The sequence below is a fragment of the Lacimicrobium alkaliphilum genome (assembly GCF_001466725.1).
In the GTDB taxonomy this organism is placed as follows: domain Bacteria; phylum Pseudomonadota; class Gammaproteobacteria; order Enterobacterales; family Alteromonadaceae; genus Lacimicrobium; species Lacimicrobium alkaliphilum_B.
Genome location: NZ_CP013650.1, coordinates 1,961,216 through 1,986,461, shown reverse-complemented (window position 1 = coordinate 1,986,461; position 25,246 = coordinate 1,961,216). Strand labels below are relative to the sequence as shown.

The 25,246-nt window shown below is 50.1% G+C and carries 25 protein-coding genes; 3 read left to right on the top strand and 22 right to left on the bottom strand.

The window, feature by feature from the left end; translation table 11 throughout:
- Position 1 precedes the first annotated feature (1 nt).
- From AT746_RS09045 to AT746_RS09035, 3 genes are all read right to left on the bottom strand, one after another.
- Positions 2-466: a nuclear transport factor 2 family protein gene (locus AT746_RS09045; RefSeq protein WP_062479450.1), complete on the bottom strand. Its 465-nt coding sequence runs from the start codon at positions 464-466 to the stop codon at positions 2-4.
- A gap of 310 nt (positions 467-776) precedes the next feature.
- Positions 777-1,022, bottom strand: a complete 246-nt coding sequence (locus tag AT746_RS09040; protein ID WP_062479448.1) for an EF-hand domain-containing protein — start codon at positions 1,020-1,022, stop codon at positions 777-779.
- Positions 1,023-1,117: 95 nt separating this feature from the next.
- Positions 1,118-2,128, bottom strand: a complete 1,011-nt coding sequence (locus tag AT746_RS09035; RefSeq protein WP_062479446.1) for a rhodanese-related sulfurtransferase — start codon at positions 2,126-2,128, stop codon at positions 1,118-1,120.
- Between the two features lie 475 nt (positions 2,129-2,603).
- Here AT746_RS09035 and AT746_RS09030 point away from each other — a divergent pair, with 475 nt between their 5' ends.
- The gene (locus AT746_RS09030; RefSeq protein ID WP_062479444.1) at positions 2,604-3,656 is read left to right on the top strand and encodes a TonB family protein; all 1,053 of its coding nucleotides are present in this window, start codon (positions 2,604-2,606) and stop codon (positions 3,654-3,656) included.
- 26 nt (positions 3,657-3,682) lie between these two features.
- On the opposite strand, the gene AT746_RS09025 is transcribed toward AT746_RS09030, so the two are convergent.
- The 17 genes from AT746_RS09025 to yceD form a co-directional block, all read right to left on the bottom strand.
- A complete protein-coding gene (locus AT746_RS09025; protein ID WP_062479440.1) occupies positions 3,683-4,213 on the bottom strand; it encodes a hypothetical protein in 531 nt (176 codons plus the stop codon).
- 149 nt (positions 4,214-4,362) lie between these two features.
- Positions 4,363-5,706 (bottom strand): hypothetical protein, encoded by a 1,344-nt coding sequence (locus tag AT746_RS09020; protein WP_062479437.1) that lies wholly within the window; start codon positions 5,704-5,706, stop codon positions 4,363-4,365.
- Between the two features lie 216 nt (positions 5,707-5,922).
- Positions 5,923-6,843 carry an arginine deiminase-related protein gene (locus AT746_RS09015; RefSeq protein WP_062479433.1) on the bottom strand — a complete coding sequence of 307 codons (921 nt, stop codon included), beginning with the start codon at positions 6,841-6,843 and terminating at the stop codon, positions 5,923-5,925.
- A gap of 23 nt (positions 6,844-6,866) precedes the next feature.
- Positions 6,867-7,643 carry a TatD family hydrolase gene (locus tag AT746_RS09010; protein WP_062479430.1) on the bottom strand — a complete coding sequence of 259 codons (777 nt, stop codon included), beginning with the start codon at positions 7,641-7,643 and terminating at the stop codon, positions 6,867-6,869.
- A gap of 4 nt (positions 7,644-7,647) precedes the next feature.
- The gene (locus tag AT746_RS20030; RefSeq protein WP_062479427.1) at positions 7,648-8,022 is read right to left on the bottom strand and encodes a hypothetical protein; all 375 of its coding nucleotides are present in this window, start codon (positions 8,020-8,022) and stop codon (positions 7,648-7,650) included.
- Between the two features lie 19 nt (positions 8,023-8,041).
- Positions 8,042-8,533, bottom strand: a complete 492-nt coding sequence (locus tag AT746_RS20025; protein WP_062479424.1) for an AAA family ATPase — start codon at positions 8,531-8,533, stop codon at positions 8,042-8,044.
- Complete coding sequence (gene tmk, locus AT746_RS08995; RefSeq protein ID WP_062479420.1) at positions 8,530-9,147, bottom strand: dTMP kinase; 618 nt, start codon at positions 9,145-9,147, stop codon at positions 8,530-8,532. Before tmk ends, AT746_RS20025 begins: the two co-directional genes overlap by 4 nt.
- A gap of 356 nt (positions 9,148-9,503) precedes the next feature.
- Positions 9,504-10,496, bottom strand: a complete 993-nt coding sequence (mltG, locus tag AT746_RS08990; RefSeq protein WP_156413661.1) for an endolytic transglycosylase MltG — start codon at positions 10,494-10,496, stop codon at positions 9,504-9,506.
- The gene (gene pabC, locus AT746_RS08985; protein ID WP_082633204.1) at positions 10,493-11,296 is read right to left on the bottom strand and encodes an aminodeoxychorismate lyase; all 804 of its coding nucleotides are present in this window, start codon (positions 11,294-11,296) and stop codon (positions 10,493-10,495) included. The genes mltG and pabC overlap by 4 nt, the downstream gene beginning before the upstream one ends.
- Positions 11,297-11,919: 623 nt before the next feature.
- Positions 11,920-13,158: a beta-ketoacyl-ACP synthase II gene (fabF, locus tag AT746_RS08980; protein WP_062479416.1), complete on the bottom strand. Its 1,239-nt coding sequence runs from the start codon at positions 13,156-13,158 to the stop codon at positions 11,920-11,922.
- A gap of 212 nt (positions 13,159-13,370) precedes the next feature.
- On the bottom strand, positions 13,371-13,610 hold the full coding sequence (acpP, locus tag AT746_RS08975) for an acyl carrier protein (protein WP_062479413.1): 240 nt from the start codon (positions 13,608-13,610) through the stop codon (positions 13,371-13,373).
- Between the two features lie 146 nt (positions 13,611-13,756).
- Positions 13,757-14,494, bottom strand: coding sequence for a 3-oxoacyl-ACP reductase FabG (gene fabG, locus AT746_RS08970; protein WP_062479411.1), 738 nt, complete (start codon positions 14,492-14,494; stop codon positions 13,757-13,759).
- Positions 14,495-15,430: an ACP S-malonyltransferase gene (gene fabD, locus AT746_RS08965; protein ID WP_062479408.1), complete on the bottom strand. Its 936-nt coding sequence runs from the start codon at positions 15,428-15,430 to the stop codon at positions 14,495-14,497.
- Positions 15,431-15,734: 304 nt separating this feature from the next.
- Positions 15,735-16,694: a beta-ketoacyl-ACP synthase III gene (locus AT746_RS08960; RefSeq protein ID WP_062479404.1), complete on the bottom strand. Its 960-nt coding sequence runs from the start codon at positions 16,692-16,694 to the stop codon at positions 15,735-15,737.
- Positions 16,695-16,697: 3 nt separating this feature from the next.
- Positions 16,698-17,723 carry a phosphate acyltransferase PlsX gene (plsX, locus tag AT746_RS08955; protein ID WP_062479401.1) on the bottom strand — a complete coding sequence of 342 codons (1,026 nt, stop codon included), beginning with the start codon at positions 17,721-17,723 and terminating at the stop codon, positions 16,698-16,700.
- A gap of 11 nt (positions 17,724-17,734) precedes the next feature.
- On the bottom strand, positions 17,735-17,905 hold the full coding sequence (gene rpmF, locus AT746_RS08950; protein ID WP_062479398.1) for a 50S ribosomal protein L32: 171 nt from the start codon (positions 17,903-17,905) through the stop codon (positions 17,735-17,737).
- Positions 17,906-17,908: 3 nt separating this feature from the next.
- Positions 17,909-18,436: a 23S rRNA accumulation protein YceD gene (gene yceD / locus AT746_RS08945; RefSeq protein ID WP_062479395.1), complete on the bottom strand. Its 528-nt coding sequence runs from the start codon at positions 18,434-18,436 to the stop codon at positions 17,909-17,911.
- A 133-nt stretch (positions 18,437-18,569) separates the two neighbouring features.
- Between yceD and AT746_RS08940 the strand changes: the two genes are divergently transcribed.
- Positions 18,570-19,151, top strand: a complete 582-nt coding sequence (locus AT746_RS08940) for a Maf family protein (RefSeq protein WP_062479392.1) — start codon at positions 18,570-18,572, stop codon at positions 19,149-19,151.
- A 433-nt stretch (positions 19,152-19,584) separates the two neighbouring features.
- Here the strand turns inward: AT746_RS08940 and AT746_RS08935 are convergent, their stop codons facing one another.
- Positions 19,585-20,226 (bottom strand): HAD family hydrolase, encoded by a 642-nt coding sequence (locus AT746_RS08935; protein ID WP_062479389.1) that lies wholly within the window; start codon positions 20,224-20,226, stop codon positions 19,585-19,587.
- A gap of 5 nt (positions 20,227-20,231) precedes the next feature.
- Positions 20,232-21,185: a 23S rRNA pseudouridine(955/2504/2580) synthase RluC gene (gene rluC, locus AT746_RS08930; protein ID WP_062479386.1), complete on the bottom strand. Its 954-nt coding sequence runs from the start codon at positions 21,183-21,185 to the stop codon at positions 20,232-20,234.
- A gap of 631 nt (positions 21,186-21,816) precedes the next feature.
- Here rluC and rne point away from each other — a divergent pair.
- Positions 21,817-25,173: a ribonuclease E gene (gene rne / locus AT746_RS08925; protein ID WP_335338214.1), complete on the top strand. Its 3,357-nt coding sequence runs from the start codon at positions 21,817-21,819 to the stop codon at positions 25,171-25,173.
- The last annotated feature ends 73 nt before the right edge of the window (positions 25,174-25,246 follow it).

Sequence of the window (25,246 nt, the reverse complement as noted above, 5' to 3'; positions counted from 1 at the left end):
TTTAGTCGAGACTGGTTTGCTTGGTACCTTCACCACCTGAAACCGGTGAAAAATGCGCGACGCGCACTTTCCATTTACCACTTTCTTTGACATAGACCTCGGTGACCCGGGTCAGATAGTTTGATGTCAGCGCCATGCCCTCAGGCTGGTACGCACCTTCTGAATAGTACATCGCCACGGCTGACTTCCCCTCCTCCAGGGTAATCACATGGATATGTTTTGGGGTAAGCCCAAAGCGTTCGAACTTCTGCACCGGCGATGACGCAGGAACGGATTGCATTAATCCACCACTCGACCAGAACTCCATGGAGCCCTTCGCTGAGGTTGGGTCTGCAGGAGACTGCATATTCGCTTTGGTGTAAGCGTTATTTTTCTCGATGGTCATTTGCACTTCTGCGGCGGTATCTGCCAGCACAGCTGCAGACAAGCAACACAAAGCGGCAGCCAGATAAGAGATCTTTTTCATTTTTTTCTTAAACAGGTTGAGTGGAGCATCAACTATAGTATGCGCCCTACACCTCATTAGACTATTAACTGCTAAAAGAGAGACTGGCTAGACGATTTGTATAAAACAAAAAAGGGCCCGACTGGGCCTTCAAGATGTGTACTCTTTCTGTAGCGCGCTGCTATCCATGAAACTGAGCATATCACTAAAAGAAGAGAGAAAATGTGACTGCTCAGTACATAAACCAGAATGCAAAAAATAAAAAGCGCCTACTCCGTAGACGCTTTGCTTAATTCAAGGGATCATCTGGCTGAAAAAACGTATAACGACCTTAGTATTCCCACCAGCCTTGCTGCCACCAGGTCAGAAATTCATTGAAGTCGATATGACCGTCTGCGTTTTCATCAATCAGATCAAAGGCTTCCTGCACCGCTTTAACCTTGGTTTTAGGTGACAATACGGTTAACAGCTCGATAAACTCACCGAGATCGATCATGCCGTTGTTATCGCTGTCAAAAAAATCAAACTCCTTGCGGACTTCTGCAACCTGACTGTCTGTTAATGCCTTGTCTGACATTTTTCTCTCCCTGTGTGTTGGTACTTCAACACAGAATATTGGATGGTGTAATGAGGCCAGTTTACTGGATTTTGACTGACCTCAACAAGGGTTTGCTAATTTTTTAACTTCGACTTTTTTGCGGCTTTCGCCGCCAGTGCGCGGGCGCGTTTTTCTTCAGCCTTCTGTCGACGGCGTTTTTCCATGGCCTCTCTGGCTTCGGAGCCTACATGCTCTTCATTGCGCTGGCGGGCCAGGGTTACCTGCTTTTCACGCTCACGGAAGCGGGCAATCTGTTCTTCACTGTGGGTGCCATAACAACGGGGGCAGCTAACACCGCGCTCATACTGCTCACTGTGTTTATCTTCTTCTGTGATCGGCAATCGACAGGCATAGCACTGATCATAACCGCTGCGCTCCAAATCGTGATTCACCGCCACGCGATTATCAAATACAAAACAGTCCCCTTCCCATAAACTGTTTTCTTTTGGCATCTCTTCAAGATATTTAAGAATACCGCCTTCTAAGTGGTAAACCTCATCAAAGCCCTGCTCTTTTAAGTAGGCGGTGGATTTTTCACAGCGAATACCGCCGGTGCAGAACATGGCCACTTTCTTGTGTCTGGCCGGGTCCAGCTGTTCTTTCACATACTGAGGAAACTCACGGAAAGAATCGGTTTTCGGATTGACCGCATTTTTAAAGGTGCCGATTTCAATCTCATAGTCATTGCGGGTATCGATTAACAATACTTCAGGATCGCTGATTAAATCATTCCACTCGCGGGGCTGAACATAGGTACCCACGGTCTGGCGCGGATCGATGCCCTCAACGCCCATGGTTACGATCTCTTTTTTCAGCTTAACCTTAGTACGGTGAAAAGGCTGTTCGGCATCGACTGATTCTTTGTAACTGATTGGGTTCAGGCGCGGATCCTGATTCAGCCAGGCCAACAGAGTATCAATGGCTTCACGGCTGCCGGAAACGGTACCGTTTATGCCTTCATGGGCCAGTAACAGCGTACCTTTAATGCCCTGCTCTTCCATTAACTGATGCAGGGGCTGGCGAATGGATTGATAATTATCCAGGGTAGCGAACTTATACAGCGCGCAAACAATAACTTCAGACATCTTTTTTCCTTAAGCGAACCGGAACAGATACCCAAGTGACCTCAATTTGTCAGTTTCAGAGCCACTGGGCGCTTTCAATGCAAGGCACACTGGAGAAGGAATGTCGTCTACCTTTCGAACCAGTGTAACACAGCAGTGGAAGTGCCCAGTGGCTCCCGGAGGGCGGGGCTAAAAGCGTTTTATGCTGCGTTAGATGTTGTTGATTTAGGCCCACTAAACCTGTCAACACCTGCCTTGCCTAAAACGCTTTTACCTCCCGCTGAAATCGACAAATTGAGGTCATTTGGGTATTTTACCGGAGCTTGAGACCAACAGGCAGTGCGTAATCAGCAGACTGCCAAACCGGCGCGCATTCTATAACAACAACGAATAATTTTCGAATTCCCCTGGCAAATTTGCCATTAAAGACAACTTCCTTTACGGTAACTCAATAAATATAAAACAAGCAGCGAACAACACTGAAAAGGACTTCATTATGAAATTTCCTCTGCGTGCCGCAATCCTTGCAGCAATCTTATCCTTCCATGCCAATGCCGATCTGAGCCAGGATTTTGCACAGGCATTTCAGGCCTATCAGCAATCACTGCAAAATGGTTCACGGGATGACATCATCAGTGCTGCCAACCAGGCCTTTGCGTTGGGCGGTGAACTGTACGGTGCAAAGCATACTAATACTGCGGCTTTGGCGCACAATTATGGGCTGGCACTGCGAGAAACTGACGCCTTTTCGGCCGTTAAGCTGTTTGAAATGGCAATTGAGATTTACGAGCAGCATTATGGTGTGAAAGCCGTTGAGCTGTTAGATCCACTGATTGAGATCAGCCGCCTGCAAAGCAACAGAAAAGGCGCATTGGCGATACTCCGTCGGGCCGCGAACCTGGCTGATGACAAACCCGCTGCGCAAGCCGGACAAATTAAACTGATTGTCGGCCAGGAGTATCTGGAACAGCAATCACGGCATGCCTCATTACTTGAAGAGGCGCATCAGGTACTCAGCGAAGCGCTGGAGCCTGATGATACCTTATTGATAGAAAGTAAGGTTTATCTGGCAAAGTATCACATCGCCAGAAAAGACTATAAGGATGCAGTAACCCTGTTAAATCAGAATATGGCTGCCTTTTCCGGACTGGAAAAGACTCACCCTTATGAGATTCTGACCCGCAGTTTTCTGATTCACGCTTATGAAAGTCTGGGGCAAAGTGAACAGGCCACAGAACATTGCCAACAAATTGGTGCCATGCAACCCTGGGAAGATACTCAGGAGCAGGTTCCGCTGTTTCGCCTGATGCCTGATTACCCTTATAACGCCGCTGCTACGGGTAAAACCGGCACGGTGGTGCTGAACATCAAAGTGGATAAGGAAGGCTTTGTAAGAGACCCCGAAGTAACGGCACAGGTAGGGCCGTCTTCTTTTGTACAGGCCATTAAAGACGCCCTGAAAAAGTGGCGCTATGCGCCCAAATTTGAAAACGGTAAACCGGTAGAAGCCGAAACCGAAGTCAGTTTCCGGTTTTATATGCGAGGTTAAGCATCAAATTTGCTCTGGCTTTAGCTTTACAGCCAAATCCTTAAGCCTCTGACAGTAAAAACCACAATGGCCATGGTTAAAACCAGGCCTGTAAGGGCAAAGAGTAAATAGACGAACCTTTTAAATCTGACTGAAAGCTTGCTGAAAAATCTTTCATCCGGGGAAGGTTTGTCAGGGACATCAGGAAAGGCAACAAGAAACCAATACAGCGCCCCTGACCACAGCAGAGAAATGCCAGCGGGGATCAAATACTGGTCCATCGCCCAGAAACAGCTTTTGCAGAGAAAACCATACAAAAACACCGCCAGTGAGATCCCGCCAATGATTAAAGCTAAGGGCTTTAACCACTGAAATTTATTTGAGAATACCTTTAGCCTATCTATCATCGCTGCCTTTAACCCAGCGATAGAGGGGATTGCAGCTACCAGTGGGATGGCCGTAAGAATAACTGACTTACCAAAATCCATTTGCTCCAGTTCACCCAAAGCATAGAAAAACAAAATTACAGAGACGGTAAAAATACTCCATATTGACCAGAAAACCTTTTTCTTCCTCATGATTTTAATCCCTTAAAAACCTGGAGCCCCGCTACCAGCCGCACAAAAACCCACAGTATTATGACGCTGCTGTAAAATGTCACCCCTATTGTGTTTGACGTAGATTATTTTGGGGGAAATTCTCCCCCGATAATGCGAAATCCTATCTCTTATCGAAGGTAGACCAGGAAGCTTAGGTAGTCATAGTCATCATATAATTCTGATTGATACCAGTTCTCGGATCTGGAAGCCTCGGTATATTCTCTTAAGTAATCGTCATAAGAAGATGAACCATAGGCAGACAGTAAGAATTGAATAGAATTTATCTCACCTGACTCAATTCGTGACTTATAAACTTGAGGTAGATCCAGATCAGGTATTTTTCCTTTTGGAGGGGCTACAATTAACCAACTCAGTCTACCGTTGTTAGAATCCACCACTCCAATATCAAGTCTGAATGTATTAACTTTTTCATTAAATACAGTGAAATCAAACATTGTATCGCCCTGACCAGCAACAGCATCACTAAAGGAGCTAAAACTCTCAGCCAGCCCCTGATCAGGAAACATTGGGGTATAAGCCTCAGCCTCTCCGTTATCCGGAACCGTACGGTAACTGAATGTTGCCATACTGAAATCAAGGCCATCTACAACTCCTGATTCCACCGCAAGATATCTGACAACATTAAACTCCGACAATGCCGGGAAAATAAAAAGGTTGTCGGGATTGGCGAGATTCTGGGTAGTATGGTACCACTGCCCTTTTCTCTTATCCCATGAAACGCTGTACCAATTTCCAGCGAATTCAGTAGCATCCGGCACGGCTAAGTTAACCTCAACCGGCACTCCTTCTGCGGTAAAATCTTCCGGTTTGAGCACAAAGCGCGACTCCCCACCTATTGTCAGTTGACCGGCAATGGCATGCGCCGCAGCGTCTGATTTCAGCATCACATCTATGGTGTCATCATTATCACACACCTGAACCATCATCTCGGCAGAAGGAGATAGGAAACTGGATTGGAAGCTGGAGTAGAACTGATAATCAGGATAACTGGCATCTAACTCGCCCAACTCTAGTCTGATATCACGGCAGTTACAGCCAACTTTATTCTGAGAATCTGTAAAACTGAATACGCCGAGATCAATTGGCCCGGTATCTAATTTTGAAGTGATCTCTGTAACCGGCTTACCACTTCCGTTTGCTTCTCCAATAACAGTTACGTGAGCAGCACCCGCAGGCCATTCGGCTTCGAGTTTGCCTTGTGAATCCGTTGCAAGGGAAGCGATTATTTCTCCTTCCTCATCGTGCACTAATACGTCAACGCCCGGATAAGGACTTTCGATATCACAATAGTTTGATTTGACTGTATCCAGGCTAAACATTCCCTGAGCTGCAGGCGGCGTATTGCCACCATCTGCCGGGGGGCTATTTGATTTGGTATCACCACTTCCGCCACCACAGGCGCTCAAAAAAAGCAGACTCCCTATCCCAAATATCCGAAGCTTACTATCCATAATCCATTTCCTTTATAAGTTACCCGGCCTTCCAACATACTTGCAATTCAGAGAGCAGAGATAGCCTGACTAAATGAACTATTTTGAAGATTGCCGGCATAGGAGAACCGAACTCATTCTCTACGTAACTATGCCCCAGCGCCGGGAGCAGTGCAATTCTCTGTTGCTGAAAATGTTCAGCTTTTCAATGTACTTAGGCTAAAACTGGTATCTGTGCTATGGCAAAAAAATCTCTGCCAGCATACAGCGCACGCTGCCGCCGCCGATTTGTTCTATGGTGGGAATGGCAAAGGGTAACAGTTTACCGTGGCGGCTTAGCTGATCTTTTTGCTGTCGGGTAAAACCGTCAAAGGCAGATTGTGACATCAGGATCAATGGCTCGCCGCGGGTGGTTTTCATCTGCAGAATATTGCCGCAGAACTGGCCTAACTGGGTTTCGCTGATGCTGATAACCTCATGATGCTGCTTTAAGGCGCTGATCACCTTTTCACGCTGGGACTTTACAATCACCTCATCGCAAATGACCGCAAAGCCCTCACCGACCGACATCATCACATTGGTATGGTACACCGGCTCACCGGTAGAAAGCCTGGTATCAAACGCCTGAAGCTGATACTCACGGGCGCTTGCACAGGCTTCGAGTAACCGGGTATGGCAGCGCAGTGAACGGGCCGCGTAAAGGCGCTTGTGTTGATGGTCAAATACCATCACACCGGTACCTTCAAGGTACTCGCCGCTTTGAGCCTGTGCGCGCCAGTCTTGAAGATGATTTACCGTGAAGCCCTGCCGCTGCAAAAAAGCGCGTAATTGTTGCGGCTGCACTTCCCGTCTGCGATTTTCTGTGGCCATGGGGTACACCGCGAGCGTGCCATCGGCAGCGGTGGTAAACCAGTTATTAGGGAACACCGCATCAGGCATGGTTTTTGCCCCGTTCTGCTCTGGCTCAAAAACCAGCACCTGTACACCGGCTTGACTGAGTTTTGCCACCATCTGCTTAAACTCTACCATGGCCTGCTGGCGTATTTGCTCAGATGAGAGCGCAAGACGTTGCTGAAAACCATTATCTGCGCCGGTCTCGCTATTAAAGCTAAAATCCTTAGGCGGCACCATCACCAGTGCAGAGGTACATTGGCTCATGTTGTGTTCCTGCTCTGGCCTTATCAGTGATTTACAGGGATACGATCAAAAAGCCGGTAGAAATTGTCTGTGGTGATTTTTGCCAATTCTGCCAGCGGCATCTGCTTCAGATCGGCAATATACCGGGCCACATCTTTGACATAAGCCGGTTGATTTTGTTTGCCACGGTGCGGCACCGGTGCCAGCCAGGGGGAATCGGTTTCAATCAACAGGCGCTCCAGTGGCAGCTGTCTGACCACTTCTTTAAGCTCTTCGGCGGCTCTAAAAGTGACAATGCCGGAGATGGAGATATAAAAGTCCATGACCATGGCCTGTTCTGCCATCTCCAGGCTTTCGGTAAAGCAGTGCAGCACGCCTTTGGTATGGGGCGCCTTGTGCTCTTTTAACAACTCAATAGTGTCTTCGCGGGCGTCGCGGGTATGAATAATCAGCGGCTTGTGTAACTCATTGGCCACTTTGATATGGTCGATAAAAGACTGTTTTTGTACATCGCGCGTCTCTGCGCTGTAGTAGTAATCCAGCCCTGTTTCACCTATGGCCACCACTTCAGGGCGACTGGCTTTTTGCAGCAATTCTTCATAACTGCAGGCATCTTCCTGGTGTAGCGGATGTACCCCGCAGGACACTGATACATCCTTAAAGTCTTTTACCGCCTCTTGCATGCTGTCATAGTCTTTGACCGATACGCTGACACACAGAAAATGCTCAACACCGGCGGCTCTGGCCTGCTCCAGGGTCTGGGCCAGTTGTTCAGGGGTTTGTTCCAGGCGATCAAGATGGCAATGAGAATCTACAAACACGACTTCAGTTCCTCAATTGGGTTAAGGATTGCAATACAGTATTCAGCAACAGCGCCTTATTCAGGCCCGGATTGCTGACCTGGGTTTTGGCTTTGGTGCACTGTGTACAAAGGTGCCAGAGTCTATCATCCCGGGGCTGTTGTTTTAACCGTTGCAGCAGGTCAAACTGTAGCCAGCCTAATAATCTGTCGGCCTGCTCCTGCCAGGCGTTGGCCAGCTCCAGCGCATCTTTTTTCCCTTCAATTACCTCAGCCAGTTGTTGTTTAAAACCGGCATAATCCGGCCCGTCACTGTCTTCTAACAGGGCTTTAAGCTGCAACGGTGAACTGCCATACATGGCCAGTAACTCCGGCTCGGCTGTAAGTTGCTGTGCCTGCAACCAACTCTGTGTTTGGGCACTATCCGGTTTTGGCAGGCGGATTTTTTTCACAGCGGCTGAGTATGGTTGCCAGCAAACGCTCAGGTTTGTTGCTGGTAAGCAGTAAATAAGTGCCCTGCCCCGGCTCTTCCAGGGTTTTTAATAAGGCATTAGAAGCAGACTCAGTCATGGTGTGGGCCTGGTGAATAATCAGTACCTTGGCCCCGGAGAGCTGCGCCATGCCGCTGAGTTTGGTACCGGCCTGGCGAATGTCATCCACGCCAATCTGTTTATCACTCTGAATCTGATAAAAATCCGGGTGGGAAGCAGCGTTAAAAAGCTTACAGGACTGGCACTGACCACAGCGCTGTGCCTGTGCCTGCTGGCATAACAGATACCCGGCCAGTTCCTGCGCCAGCTCTTGCTTACCTAACCCCTGTGGGCCCAGCAATAGCAAGCCATGATGTAGCTGCCCGGCGCGGATGCGTTCGCCAAGCTGTTGAAACAGGGATTCAAACCAGGGGTAAATCATGACAAAAAGGCATCCAGGGTTTGTTTGATCTGCTGATGAACCTGTTCCATCGGCTGCATGGCGTCGATCACCTTAATGCTGGTATCCGCAGCGGCCAGTTGCAGGTATTTGTCGCGGGTACGCTGAAAAAAGGCCAGGCCCGACTGTTCGATACGGTCCAGCTCGCCGCGCCCCCGTGCCCGCTCAAGGCCAATGGCCGGATCCACATCCAGATACAGGGTCAGATCCGGGGTGAAACCTTTTAAACTGATGGCGCGCAGGTTTTCAATCAGGCTGTCATCAATCTGCCTGCCACCGCCCTGATAAGCGCGGGAGGAGAGATCATGGCGATCGCCGAGCACCCATTTGTTCTGGCTTAGTGCCGGGCGGATCACATTTTCCAGCAATTGCACTCTGGCCGCATACATCAGTAACAATTCGGCCTCGATGGTGACGGTTTCCTGCCACTGTTGTTTCACGCAGTCGCGGATGGCTTCCGCCATGGGCGTACCGCCGGGTTCACGGGTACATACCAGTTGATGTCCGGCAGCTTCGATGCAGGATTTTACCAGTGCTACTGCAGAGCTTTTACCGGCCCCTTCGAGACCTTCAATTACAATAAATTTACCGGGCATATTCTTAATTCACCACAGAGGCACAGAGAACACAGAGGGGGTTATGGCACATAGCTTATCAATCCCCTTTCTCTGCTGTGTAATACTTTATTGTTTACCAACAACACCAATACTCAACTTCAACAATGTTTGTCATGCCCGAGGTAGTTATCGGGCATCCAGAGACCTTTTATTTAACTCAATTCACCGCAGTGGCACTGGATTCCCGCTATCCGGGAATGACTAACTCTATATCCTTAGACATGCTGCCGTTTGTCAGAGATCCTGAAACAAGTTCAGGATGACGAGGGCGGCGTCAGAGCAGAGACATTATCAGACCTCTGTGTTCTCCGTGTCTCTGTGGTAAAAAGCATCTTTTACTTTTGATTAAGCTGGTATTCTCTCACTGCCTTGTTGTGATCGGCAAGGTTAGTGGAAAACACATGGCTACCATCGTTGCGGGAAACAAAATACAGCTCGTCGCTGTCTATGGGGTTCACCGCCGCCATCACCGACGCTGCGCTGGGCATGGCTATGGGTGTTGGTGGCAGACCTTTAATCACATAGGTATTGTAGGCCGTCGCTTCGCGCAGATCTTTGCGGCGAATATTGCCGTCAAAGGCCTCACCCATCCCGTAAATAACTGTAGGGTCAGTCTGCAGGCGCATACCTTTACGCAACCTGTTTACAAACACTGCGGCTATGCGGCTGCGCTCTTCTGCAAGGCCGGTCTCTTTCTCGATGATCGAGGCCATAATCAGCGCCTCGTAAGCACTGGCATAGGGCAAGTCGGTATTGCCAGTTAACCAGGCCTGCTGCAAAAACTGCTGCATGCGCTTATAGGCCTGGCGCACAATCTCTCTGGCATCGGTGCCGTTGGCGAAATGGTAGGTATCCGGCATCAGCCAGCCTTCCAGGCTACCACCTTGCGGATCCAGTTGCCGGATAAAGTCTTCAGTTAATCCGCTGCTATCCAGTTTCGGATGGTTCCTGAGCTGCGCCAGCCAGTCCCGCCAGCGGAAGCCTTCCACCAGTTGTATGGAAAAGAGCTTTTCTTTGCCCGCAACCAGCATATTCAGCAACTGCAATATACTCATACCGGGTTCGATTTCATAAGTACCGGCCTTAACCCGGGCCAGCTCCGGTCTGAGTTTTACCAGCACTCTGGGGGCAAAGCGGCTGGAGATCATATCGTTTGCACGCAGGTAATGCAGCAGATGGTTAACATGCTGGCCGCGCTTGAGAGTGAACTCGGTCGGCTCAGTCAGATTCAGTGGCTGACTGACCTGCTGCATCAAGGTCCGGTAACCCCAGGCCATAGCTAACAGTGCCAGCACTACTAACAGTAAAAACCACTTAAATTTATTCAAAGTATCTCCCTGGCAAGTTGCCTTATTTTATCGATAGCAAACTCTGCTTGCCCAAAGCGTTTAACCGGCACAATGCCCATCAGACTGTTACAGATAAAGACAGCTTGTGCCTGGGTCAATGCCGTGGGCGGCGCCTGCACTTGTATCACAGGGCAGCCGCGCCCTTCAAAATGCTCAAGAACCCGCTGGCGCATTACTCCGGCAACACCGGCATGATGAAGATCCGGCGTATACCAGAGGCCATTGGTTTGCCAGAACAGGTTCGCTGCCGAACACTCGACCATCATGTTCTGGGTATCGCAAACCAGCATATCTTCTGGCCCCTGCTCTGGTGCATGCAACTTTACCAGCACCTGCTCCAGACGGTTAAGATGCTTAATACCAGCCAACTTAGGCTGCCGGGCCAGCTGAATCTCGCTTATTCCCAGCTCAACGCCCTGCTCCTGCCACTGTTGATAATGCTCAGGCATCGGGTGAAGGGTTAATATCCAAAGGGGTTGTTGCGTTTTAGGAGTCTGGTAACCGCGGCCACCCTGACCCCGACTGATCAGCAGTTTAAGCACAGCATTTTGTGCCTCGTCCGCCAAACCGTTAATTGCATCCTGCACTTTGTCCCAGCTATCAAAATCAATGCCAAGTATCTGCAGGCCTTTTATCAGGCGCTGATAATGCAATGGCCAGTGCTCAGGCTTGCCGTCAGCCACTTTTATGGTGGTAAAGATGCCATCACCATATTGCACTGCCCTGTCGGCGGCACTCAGGCTGTTTTGTGGCTGGCCGTTAATCAATATTCTGGTCATAACCTGATGTTATTATTGCGAATTTTTATCATTAAACATCTAAACATAACCCTATACCCGGTAGTCCAATAAATTGGACCCTACATTGATCGCCGTACACCTGTAGGTCGGAATTTATTCCGACAAATATAAACGTTATCTGCTCTGTCGGCTGAAGCCTGACCTACATTGATCGCCGTACACCTGTAGGTCGGAATTTATTCCGACAAATATAAACGTTATCTGCTCTGTCGGCTGAAGCCTGACCTACATTGATCGCCGTACACCTGTAGGTCGGAATTTATTCCGACAAATATAGGCGTTCTCTGCTCTGTCGGGCTGAAGCCCGACCTACAACCGTCCTTTTGAATCAGGCCTCCTGCCTTAATCAAAGCCCAGCTTCGGCATCCATGCCTACGCGCTGGCTACTGAAAATGCTACGCATTTTCCGGGCACAGCCAGCCACTGGATATCGCCGGAGATCTGTTCCCGACAACTCCGGCATACCGTCCATCCCAGGACATCGCCGGAGATCTGTTCCCGACAACTCCGGCATACCGTCCATCCCTGGACATAAAAAAGCCTGTAAGAAGTTGAACTCTACAGGCTTTGTTTTATTTTACCAGTTAGGATTTGGCGTCTGCTCAGATCTTTTTAAACAGCAGCGAACCATTAGTGCCGCCAAAGCCGAAGGAGTTGCACAAGGCATATTCCATCTGCACATCACGGGCAGTGTGAGGCACAAAATCCAAATCGCATCCTTCGTCAGGATTATCCAGATTGATAGTCGGCGGTACTTTCTGATCAACCAGCGCCAGAGCGGTAAAAATCGCTTCAACGGCACCGGCAGCGCCGAGTAAGTGGCCGGTCATGGATTTAGTGGAACTGACCAATACCTTGTGCGCTGAACCGGCAAATACCCGCTTCACAGCCCTGGCTTCGGCCACATCCCCTGCTGGAGTCGAGGTGCCGTGAGCATTGATATAACCCACCTGTTCGGCATTGACGCCGGCATCTTTAAGGGCGTTATCCATAGAGCGTGCAGCGCCATCACCATCTTCCGGTGGCGAGGTCATATGATACGCATCACCACTCATACCAAAACCGACCAGTTCGGCATAAATTTTTGCACCGCGGGCCTTGGCCTGCTCATATTCCTCCAGCATCACCACACCGGCACCATCACCCATAACAAAGCCATCTCTGTCTTTGTCCCAGGGACGACTGGCGGCCTGTGGATCGTCATTGCGGGAAGACAGCGCCCGGGCTGCAGCAAAACCGCCCAAACCTAACGGCGTAATCGCCGCTTCGGCACCACCGGCCAGCATGGCATCGGCATCACCATAGGCAATGGTTCTGGCTGCCACACCAATATTGTGTACACCTGTGGTACAGGCGGTCACTATATTAAGGTTCGGGCCTTTCAGCCCTTCCATGATCGACAAGAAGCCGGAAATCATATTGGTGATAGTGGATGGTACGAAGAAAGGAGACATTTTACGCGGGCCTGAGGCCAGCAGCTTTGAATGGTTTTCTTCAATCAGTCCTAAGCCGCCGATGCCAGAGCCGACAGCAACACCGACACGTTCTGCATTGGCTTCTTTGATCTCCAGACCGGAGTCTTTCAGCGCCTGCATACCTGCGGCGATGCCGTACTGAATAAAAAGATCCATCTTCCGACTTTCTTTTTTCGACATGTACTGCTCAACATCGAAGCCCTTTATTACACCGGCAAAGCGGGTGGAAAACTGGCTGACATCAAAAGTTTCAAGGTTACCAATGCCGCTTTTACCGGCAAGCAAGGCATCCCAGGTAGTGCTGACATCCAGCCCTAAAGGTGAAAGCATGCCAAGACCTGTTACAACAACACGACGTTTGGACACGATGGCCTCCGAGAGGAAAATGTATTACCAGACACAATGAGCATAGAATGGTTCGCAAAAAAGTCTGAGGGTGGAGCTAAAAAAATATCGACTGAAATTTGCCGCCCTGATTCAGCAGCCAACTTTGGCTTCGGGCGCCCTGAACTGTTCATATGCTGAGCTGGATGGTGGGATGGAAAAACGGCTCAGAGTGAGCCGTTTTCTGGTTATTTTTACGCGTCTTTGTGAGCGTTAATGTAGTCAATGGCTGACTGAACAGTAGTGATCTTCTCGGCTTCTTCATCCGGGATCTCTGTGTCGAATTCTTCTTCCAGCGCCATTACCAACTCTACTGTATCCAGAGAATCAGCGCCCAGGTCGTCGACGAAAGAGGCTTCAGATTTTACTTCTTCTTCTTTAACGCCCAGTTGCTCAACGATAATTTTGATTACGCGTTCTTCGATGTTACTCATAGTTCTAGTTTTCCCTTAAAAGTGACGCTAGATGTAAATTTGGCAGTAGTGTATTTTGCAAGTTAAGGCCTTGCAAGCTACAGCGTAAAGTTTTTTTCTGGTCAAACCACAATCTAGCACAAAAAATATTCATTAACAGGCCTTTATCAGGCCATCAACATACCACCATTAACATGGATGGTCTCACCGGTGATATAAGCAGCACCCTCTGACACCAAAAAGGCCACCGTGGCGGCAATCTCTTCGGGGTTGCCTAAACGATTAGCCGGGATATCTTTAAAAATGGCTTCTTTTTGCTCATCGGTCAGTGACTGGGTCATATCGGTATCAATAAAGCCCGGTGCCACCGTATTCACTGTAACACCACGGGAAGCTACTTCACGGGCCAGTGACTTGGAAAAACCAATCACACCGGCTTTGGCCGCCGCATAGTTGGCTTGCCCCGGGTTACCTGAGCTACCCACCACAGAGCCTATATTGACGATTCTGCCCTGGCGTTTTTTCATCATGCCACGTAATACGGCTTTTGACATGCGAAATATCGAGGTCAGGTTGGTATCCATAATACTCTGCCATTCGTCGTCTTTCATGCGCATTAACAGATTATCGCGGGTGATACCGGCATTATTTACCAATATATCCGGGTCTCCAAACTCGCTTTTTATCTGCGCCAGGCAGGCTTCGATCTGTTCAGGCTCGGTCACATTGAGTGCCATGCCTTTACCCTTTTCACCCAGATAATCAGAGATTTTCTGTGCGCCGGATTCGGAGGTGGCGGTACCAATAACGGTGGCGCCCTGCGCCGCCAGCTGCTCGGCGATGGCTTTGCCTATGCCACGACTGGCGCCCGTTACCAGCGCAACTTTACCTTGTAAGTCAGACATTTATTCACCTTTTCCTGTTAGTATCTGAATCCCCTGAGGCGTATTAACCGCATCACAATTCAGACTCTTATCAATGCGTTTTGCCAGCCCGGTGAGTACCTTGCCCGGACCCATTTCATAAAGCTGTGAAACCCCTTCGCCGGCCATTTTCTGCATACTTTCAGTCCAGCGTACCGGGTTGAACAACTGGCGAACCAGCGCATCTTTAATCTGCTCTGGTTGCTGCTCTGCTTTTACATCTACATTATTGATCACCGGTATGACAGGTGCATTAAAGGTCAGCTTTTGCAGTTCCACCGCCAGCTTTTCGGCGGCAGGTTTCATCAGCGCACAATGAGAGGGTACGCTCACCGGTAAGGGCAATGCCCGTTTGGCCCCGGCGGTTTTACAGGCATCCATAGCCCGCTCAACGGCAGCTTTGTGCCCGGCAATCACCACCTGGCCCGGGCTGTTGTAATTTACTGCTGAAACCACCTCATCACCGGCAGCCTCTGCGCAGGCCTGCTCAACCTTGTCATCATCCAGACCAATAATCGCTGCCATGGCGCCGGTGCCAGCAGGCACCGCCTGCTGCATAAACTCGCCCCGTAAGGCGGTAAGTTTAATGCCATCGGCAAAATCCATCACTCCGGCACACACCAGCGCCGAATACTCTCCTAAGCTGTGGCCTGCGAGTAAATCCGGTTTTTCTGCACCCTGCGCCTGAGCCACCCGCCAGACAGCAACACTGGCTGCCAGCAGCGCTGGCTGGGTGCGCTGAGTCTGATTTAAGTCTGCCTCTGGCCCCTGTTGTACCAGTTGCCAGAGATCATAGCCCAGTACATCACTGGCCTCACTAAAGGTCTGTTCAACCAGAGGATACTCTGCTGCCAGCTCGGCCAGCATCCCCAGAGCCTGAGAGCCCTGACCGGGGAAAATAAACGCGGTTTTTGACATAGATTCTCTCCATTTAAATTTTTAAACCACAGAGACGCATAGGCTATGGTTGTAGGTCGGAATTTATTCCGACAAGGGCTGTAACCTTATTCATTGCTGTCGGGATAAATCCCGACCTACAACATGCTCGCTATCTTCAACATTGCCCTTTATCCTGAACGTCACCAGTCATCCTGAACTTGATTCAGGATCTTTCCAACGGCAGCACCGTGGCTAAATCTTTATTACAGCACCGTCTGTAAAAGATTCCGGCTAACAACATGCCGGAATGACGATCAATGTTTATCTCTGTGGAGAATTATTTTTAGTAACGCACTAATGCCGAAGCCCAGGCAAAGCCGCCGCCAAAGGCTTCCAGAAGTAAATTATGACCACGCTGGATGCGACCATCGCGAATTGCCGTATCCAGGGCGGTGGGTACCGTCGCTGCAGAGGTATTACCATAATCCTGCAGGGTCAGCACCACTCTGTCCATGGGCATTTCCAGCTTCCTGGCGGTGGCTTTAATAATGCGGAAATTAGCCTGATGAGGTACCAGCCAGTCTAAATCTGACTTTTGCATATCGTTAGCGGCCAGTGTTTGTTCCACCACCTCGCTGAGCTTAGTGACAGCCACTTTAAACACTTCATTGCCTTTCATCACGCCCCAGTTATCGTGTACCGATTGCTCGTTGCCACGCTCCGGGTTACCCACATACAGCAGATCATTGTACGAGCCTGCAGCATGAATATGGGTAGAGAGAATACCCGGCTCTTCACTGGCTTCAATCAGCGTAGCCCCTGCCCCATCTCCAAACAGGATTACCATGGTGCGATCCTCAGGCGAGACTAACCGGCTCAGACAATCTGTACCCACTACCAGTATGCGTTTGCACATGCCGGATTTAATATACTGATCGGCCACACTCAGAGCGTAACAATAACCGGCGCAGGCGGCACCTACATCAAAGGCAGGAATACCATCCAGTTGCAGAATTTTCTGAATATCACAGGCGGCGCTTGGCAGTGCTTTATTGTGGCTGGTTGTGGCACAGACAATCATATCGATACTACGCGGGTCGATACCGGCCGCTTCAATCGCCTTTTGTGAAGCTTCGGCCCCCATAGTTGCGGCCGTTTCGTGATCGCCGATAATACGTCTTTCTTTGATACCGGTGCGGTCGGTAATCCACTCGTCGTTGGTATCGACCATCTGCTCCAGATCGGCGTTGGTGCGCACCTGGCTGGGATAATAACTACCGGTGCCAATAATTCTCGAATACATGGTTCAGGGCCTTTCCATTAGAAGGGTTTCTATTTTATGTTTGATTTTTGTCGGAACCTGCCTGTCGACCTCGTGCATGGCCTCTTTAATGGCATAGAGTAATGCTTCGCTGGAGGCATTACCGTGGCTCTTCACAACAATTCCGCGCAATCCTATCAGACTCGCGCCATTGTACTGGTCGGGGTTCACCCTGGCGTAGATTTTTCGCAGGATTGGCAGCGCCAGTCTTGCCATCATGCGGGTCAGTAAATTTTTACCTGAGACCCGCTTAACTTCGTTCAGAATCAGTTTACCCAGTCCCTCACAGGCTTTTAAAGCGATATTGCCCACAAAGCCATCGGTCACGACGACATCGGCCTTGCCGGTAAAAATATCATTACCTTCCACATAACCGATATAATTAATGCCCGGCACTGAAGAGAGGATCTGCGCCGTATGCTTGACCTGATCATTACCTTTTATCTGTTCTTCACCCACATTTAACAGCCCGACCCTGGGTTTGCTGATCCCTTCAACTTCTTCTGCCATCACCGAGCCCATCACCGCATACTGAAACAGAATTTCTGAGTCGCAGTTCACATTGGCACCCAGATCAAGCAAATACACCTTTTGTCTGCCTGATGTCGGCAAAGAGGAAATCAAAGCGGGTCTGTCGATGCCCGGCAAAGTCTTGAGCACATAATAGGCCATGGTCAGCAATGCACCGGTATTGCCGGCACTGACACAGGCATCAGCCCTGCCCTGTTCCACCAGTTCAAGCACCCGGCGCATGGATGAGTCCTGTTTATTGCGCAGCGCGCTACTGGGCCGTTCATCCATTTCAACCTTTTGTTCGGTATGCAGGATCTCTAAGCGTTTTTCGGGAAGATCAGAATAGCTTTCTAAACCATGGCGGATGATGTCACTGTCGCCACAGAGAATAAGATGAAGATGTGAATATTCTTTCACCGCAAGGACTGCGGCTTCGATAGTAACGGGGGGGCCGTTATCCCCCCCCATCATATCTAACGCGATGGTTAGATGTGTCAAAGTCAGCTCGCTTAGTTTGCGATGACTTTTTTGCCTTTGTAGTAACCGTCATCTGTTACGTGATGACGACGATGCGTCTCACCTGACGTGGAATCTACAGACAAGGTTTCCGCTGTTAAGGCATCATGCGAACGACGCATGCCACGCTTTGAACGGGTTTTACGATTCTTTTGTACCGCCATTACCTACTCCTGATCTCGCTTAAGTTCTTTCAACACCGCAAAGGGGTTTGGACGCTCAGCGGCCGGTTCAATTACTCCAAAACTCATTTCGTCGCCACCCCGTTTGCAGTCTTTTTCTGCGTGAAAAGCCACAATGGGCAGGGCCAAAATCAGTTCATCTTCTAGAAGCTGGAGTAAATTGATTTCTCCATGTTCATCAACTTCAACCGGCTCGTAAGCCTCCGGTAACTCATCGATGTCTTGCCCGTCCTTTACAGGACTATAGCAGAATGACACCTCCAAGTGATGAGCGAAAGGTTCATTACACCTTTCACAGATAAGCGACACCTGCGTTTCTAATCGACCTTCAAAAAAAGCCAGTTCCTGTGCGTCTTTACTGAAACTAACTTCTACTTCTATGTCGTGTTCCGCGGTTGCCACCGCCTGTTGCAACCTGGTCATATCACTAGCCTTGAACACCCCGATATACTCGGCGCGTTTCATGGCATTTCTGATCGGATCAAGCTGCTTGGGCAGTTTCACTTTCTGCATAGGGCGCGCATAATATAGCCTGAAGGGGGTGGAGTCAAAGAAAATATACAGTCTGTGATGGGTTAGCTGGCTGCTCTGCGAAGAGATTGTTGCTAAGATTAGGCCAGCTTAAAACATCCTTACGGACTCATCGGTGAAAGATCTTGTTCTGGCCTCCACCTCTGTATACCGAAAAGCCTGCCTGGAAAAGTTAGGCCTGCCTTTTATCTGTGACTCTCCCCATTGCGACGAAACGCCCCATGGCAATGAGTCTGCCGAACAGCTGGTCATCAGGCTGGCGAAGAAAAAAGCCCACAGTATTGCGCACGCACATCCCGATGCTCTGATCATCGGCTCAGACCAGGTGGCCTGTGTTGACGATGAAATCATCGGCAAGCCCCTGGATCACGACACGGCCATAGAACAGCTCAATGCAGCCAGCGGCAAGACCGTGCGTTTTTATACCGGTTTATGTCTGTATGACAGTCACGATCAGACCTGTCAACTGGAAGTGGAAACCTTTGATGTGGTGTTTCGCAAACTGAGCCAGCAGCAAATAGAAGGCTATCTGCGTAAAGAGCAGCCTTATTATTGTGCCGGCAGCTTTAAAAGCGAAGGGCTGGGTATCTGCCTGTTCGAACGACTGGAAGGACGGGACCCTAATACCCTGATAGGTCTGCCCCTGATTCTGCTCAGCGAAATGCTGCGTAATAAAGGTATCGATGCGTTGGTGTAATCCGACAGATAACCTGTACCTCTGTCATCCTGATGAAAATCAGAACCTTTTACCAACAACCGTACTGTTAACGATTGCTCCTCAACCGGCTGATATAGATTGCGTAGCAAGTCAGCACCTTTATAAAAACAACAAGAATAACTACAGAAGCAAAGAAAAGGCACTGGATTCCCGCCAACTGTGCGCGGGAATGACAGTCGGTCATGTCCGAATGCCGTTGTCGGGCATCCAGCGACCTTTGCTTTTGTTAAATTTACCGCAGAGCCGCAGTGGGCCCGGAGATTTAAATCTGTAACCTTGATTAATTCCGCGTGCTCAGCGGCTCTAAGGTGGAAAACCTTTTAAAGCCTCTGTGCTCTCTGTGCCTATGTGGTAAATATTTCTTCTAGGGTGGTTGGTGTTTTCGGATTCGGCTGTCGGACTAAAGTCCGACCTACAATATAAACTCAGCAATTTCAGCCAGTGAGTCTACTATGGCTTTGGGTTTGTGTTGGCGCAGGCGGGCTGCTTCGTGCACACCGAAGCTGACGCCGATGCGATCCATCCCCAACTGTTCGGCCATATGCAGGTCATAACAGGTATCCCCTATCATCAGCGCTTCATGGGGCTGAACCGCCAATTCGGCCAGAATCTGTTCAAGCATATCGGGATCGGGCTTGGATCGGGTCTCATCGCCACAGCGTGAAGCACTGAAAAAATGCCCGGTCCCGGTTTGCTGCCAGACCCGGTTTAATCCCCTGCGGGCCTTACCTGTGGCCACCGCCATCAACAGCTGACGCTGTCTGATCTGTTCCAGCAATTCAATGGCTCCGCCAAACATCGGTGTTGGTGTTGGGTCATTTTCTACATACTCCTGGCGATAGAGTTCAAACAACTCTTCTGCCTGCGCGGATGGCAGCTCACCAAACAGTCGGAGCATGGCCGGGCGCAGACTGATACCGATAATATCTCTGACCGCGGCTTCCTGAGGCACAGGTAATCCGGCCCGCCGGGCTGATGTCTGCATCGCAGAGACAATCCGCCCGCATGAGTCCATTAAGGTGCCGTCCCAATCAAAAATAACCAACTTATACATACGGCTTAAACTTCCTGACGTAAGGCATCCAGCGCCTTTTTTAATGACGGTTCCAACGGTGCCTGCAACTTCAGGGTCTCACCGGTTCTGGGATGCAGAAAACTGATACTGCCGGCATGCAGGAACAGGCGTCTGAGTCCCAATTTGCGCATTCTGTTATCAAAATCTTCATCGCCATATTTGCTGTCACAGGCAATCGGATGACCGGCATGCTGACAATGCACACGAATCTGATGAGTACGGCCAGTCACCGGAAAGGCTTCAACTAAGGTTGCCCCACTGAAATGCTCCAGCACCCGAAAACGGGTTTCAGAGGCCTTACCTTCAGATTCCACCGACACCATGCGCTCGCCGGATTTAAGGGTGTTTTTATTCAGCGGAGCCTTAACCTTGTGCCTGCTGTCAGGCCAGTTACCCACCACCAGAGCCTGGTAGCGCTTGTCTACCTGTTTTTCGCGTAACTGCTCATGCAGGGCTTTTAAGCAGGAGCGGCGTTTGGCTACCAATAAACAGCCTGACGTATCCCGATCCAGGCGATGTACCAGCTCCAGAAACTTATCCTGCGGCCGCAACGCCCGCAATGCTTCTATCACCCCAAAACTTAGTCCGCTACCGCCATGTACCGCCATACCCGATGGTTTGTTGATAGCAATCAGTAAATCATCTTCATATAAAATGCAGTCTTCCAGCGCCGACACTTTATCCAGTTTGGCAGACGGGCCTTCATTTTTTTCCGCCGTTTTAACCGGCGGGATACGCACCTGATCATTCGCCTGTAATTTGTAGTCGGGCTTGATACGTTTTTTATTTACCCGCACTTCGCCTTTGCGCAAAATACGATAAATCAGACTCTTAGGTACCCCTTTGAGCTGAGTGCGCAAAAAATTATCAATTCTTTGCCCTTCCAGCTCCGGATCCACAGAGATAAATTGAACTTTTGGTGATATAGATTCTGTCATAGGGCCACTATTCTACTGAAATCCGGGGCAGGTTACGACGCTTTTTGCGCCGATTTTTCAGCCTGTTAACCTTAATACAGGCTGTTATTGCAGGGTACTGTCACCATGCCCCCTTACTGCCGGGCTTAAAAATATCGGCATTTGCAGGTCAAACTACTGAAATTACAGCCATTAGCCTTACTTTTTATTAACTTGCCTGAGGTACTCAAAGCGTGCGATAATCGCCGGGCTTTTGGTCGTGAAAAAGGCCATCTCTGCCAGATTGCAGATGGGGTTCTGTACGCAACAGCGATAACACGCGTAAAGAATGAGCGAAACAGGTCGGCTGCGAAGAGTGTAATAGTTCGTTTAAGCCAGACAAAACAGAACCTAAGCAGAATACCCTGGAAACCCTGCAACATGAAGGAACCCGGGTAAATAACCAAATTATTATTACCAGATTGCTATCGAAGCACAGCATAAGACCAGTTTAGACACCTGCCCGGCCATACATGCCTGGCAAGTATTAAAGATTAAACAAGTAGAGAATTTGCTCAGGCTAGAGCCACCTGCCAGTCGGGAGACTGCCCCTAAACACTAGATTGGTGGTGTACTGTTCGCCGATAGTGATCGATACCTATCGAGTCACAATATGAAAAGAATGTTAATCAACGCAACCCAGCAAGAAGAGTTGCGTGTTGCCCTGGTAGACGGGCAAAAAATGTATGACCTGGACATTGAAAGCCCCGGTCATGAGCAAAAAAAGTCTAACATCTACAAAGGCAAAATCACCCGGGTTGAACCCAGCCTGGAAGCGGCTTTTGTCGATTATGGTGCCGAGCGGCACGGCTTCCTTCCCTTAAAAGAAATCGCCCGTACCTATTTCCCCAAAGGCTACAACTTTGAAGGCCGTCCGCAGATAAAAGACGCCATCAAGGAAGGCCAGGAAGTGATCGTACAGATTGATAAAGAAGAGCGCGGCCAGAAAGGTGCCGCCCTGACCACCTTTATCAGCCTGGCTGGCAGCTACCTGGTATTGATGCCCAATAATCCACGGGCTGGTGGCATTTCACGTCGTATCGAAGGCGACGAACGCACTGAACTGAAACAGGCACTGAATAAGCTTAACCTGCCTGACGGTATGGGACTGATCGTACGTACTGCCGGTGTCGGTAAATCCTTCGAAGAACTGGAGTGGGATTTAAGCGTACTGCTGACCCACTGGAAAGCCATCACCGAGGCTTCAGAGTCGCGCCCTGCCCCTTTCCTGATCCATCAGGAAAGCAACGTGATTATCCGTGCTATCCGTGACTATCTGCGCCGTGATATCGGTGAGATCCTGATCGATGATGAGAAAATCTTCGAACTGGCCAAACAACATATTGAACTGGTACGCCCGGATTTTTCCAGTCGCGTAAAACGCTATCAGGGTGATGTGCCCCTGTTCAGCCACTACCAGATTGAAAGTCAGATTGAATCGGCATTTCAGCGTGATGTACGCCTGCCCTCAGGCGGCTCTATCGTTATTGACCAGACTGAAGCCCTGACCTCAATTGACATCAACTCATCGCGTTCCACTAAAGGCGGTGATATCGAAGAAACGGCTCTGAATACCAATCTCGAAGCGGCCGATGAAATTGCCCGGCAATTACGTATTCGCGATCTCGGTGGCCTGTTTGTTATCGACTTTATCGACATGGGTCCGGTACGCCATCAGCGTGAAGTTGAAAAGCGCCTGACAGATGCCGTACGTCCCGACAGAGCACGGGTTCAGTTAGGCAGAATTTCCCGCTTCGGTTTGCTGGAAATGTCTCGTCAACGCCTGCGTCCATCACTGGGTGAGTCGGCCCAGCATGTGTGCCCTCGCTGTGACGGCCATGGCACCGTACGCGGTACCGAATCACTGGCGCTGTCAGTACTGCGCCTGATGGAAGAAGAAGCCATTAAAGACAACACCGGGCAGATTGAAGCCCAGGTGCCGGTCAGTGTGGCCACCTACCTGCTGAATGAAAAGCGTCGTTCTGTAGCCGACCTGGAAAAACGTCACAAGGTCAGCCTGCTGATTATTCCGAATCCGAATCTGGAGACACCCCATTTCAGGGTATCTCGTCACAGAAGCGATGATCAGATACAGGATGTCAGCTATAACGTTGAGCTGGATGAAGTTAAAACCACTGATGCCGATCGCCCGACCAGCTCTCAGCCAGCCCGTGAAGAGCCGGTGCTGAAAACCCTGATTGCTCCGCCTAAGGCGCCACCGGCCGCCAAACCCGCCGCTGCCGCGGCCACCACTGAAAGTAAACCTCAGGGCCCCTCATTGCTGGCACGATTTGGCAAATGGTTTGGCGACCTGCTTAAAGAAGAGCCCGCCGAGGTCAAAACAGCCCGCGACGGCAACAAAGATAAAGATGCTCAGCGCAATCAGCGTGGTAGCAGAACCAGTAACCGTCGCGGTGAAGGTCGGCGTAGCAAGCCTCAGGATGGCAAGCCTCAGTCTGAGCGTCAGCAGGAACGCAAGCCAGCTACACGCAAACCGCGCAGAGACAGTGCTGAGAATGCCGATACACAAAAGAAACAAACAAGATCGCAACCCAAGCAGGAACAAGCCACTCAGGCTAAACAGGAGCAGCCGGTTCAGGCTAAGCAGGAGCCAACCGAAGGCAAGGATACGCAGAAGCAGCAACTGGCAGAACGTCGCAAGCGTCGCGATAAGAGACGCAGCGTAAGGGTTCAGGACAGAGAAGAGATTACCAATATAGAGCAGAATGCCACTGAAACAGCAGAAGCCGCTCAGGGCAGCTCTGCAACAGAGGCAAAAACACAGAGCAGGAAACCGGCTCAACCTTCACAGCCTGAAACGCCTGAGGCGGATCAAAGTGCTGCGGATAATAATGCTGACACAGAAAGTCAGGTAACGACGACTGACGAAAAAGCCACTGATGATAAAGCCAGTGACACAGGTCGCAATCGCAGCCGTCGCTCGCCCCGTCATATCCGCGCAGCGGGTCAGAAACGCCGTAAAGATCAGGCGGACGAACAGCAGGCTGACACTCAGGATAAGGAAGTTCAGGACGCTGCCGGACAGCCTGAGGCTGAACAAGCTGCCAGTGAAAGTCAGCCACAGCCGCATAAGGATGTACCACCGGTTGATAACACTTCAGCAGCGGTAGAAGCAAAAAGTGCTCAGGCCGGTAAAATTGTAGGGGCTGACAACACCGACAAAGGTGAAGAGGCTGTACAAGCCGAACAACCTGTAAAAGCACAGCCGGAGCAAGCAGCTGAACAAACTGAAGCCAGGGATGATAGCAGTACCGCTGTCGCTGAGAGCAAAGACAGTGATGCAGATAAAGCCCCGGCAGAAAAACCTGCTGTGACAGAGTCTGCCAGTAAGGCTGATGCACCTGCAACGGCTGAAAAAGCGAAACAGCAAGACGCTGATAAGTCAGAGTCTGCAGAAGCTGAAGCGCCTAAAGCTGAAAAGCCCAAGAGAGCGCCCCGCAAGCCTCGTCGTAAGACGCCTGAGCAGGTAGAGATCGCGCTTGAACACACAGATGACAAGGCTGAAGAAAAGGTCGCGGCTGAGCCAGAGCAAGCCGCTGAAGCAGCAGAGCCTGTGAAGACTGAAAAAGTATCTGAACAGACAGATGCTCCGGAACAGCCTGAAGAGGTTACTAAAGCGCAGGCAACTGCAGACACGGCTCCGGAAGCTGAACCTGAAGCCAAACCTGAGCCTGAAGTCAAAGCTGAGTCTGAGAGCAAAGCCGGGGCAAAAGCAGATAACACGCCCGCCAAGGTGAGCTCAGAAAAGCCGGTGAAAAAAGCCAGCTTTATGTCTCACCCCATGGCCAAGCCCTCGAGTCTGAGCGAAGAGTTCAGCGAGATCTCTATCTCAGCGATCGACAATGAACAGCGCCAGGCACTGAAAAAATCGGGTAAAACTGCCAGCCAGTCGAGTCTGAGCAATCAGGCCAATGCGCCTGCCGGCAAGCCCTCCAGTCTGGGCCAGTAAAGTAGCTGTGTAAGCTGCCCTGTAAACGGGCAGTATCAAAAAAGCCGCTGATTTCAGCGGCTTTCTTATATCT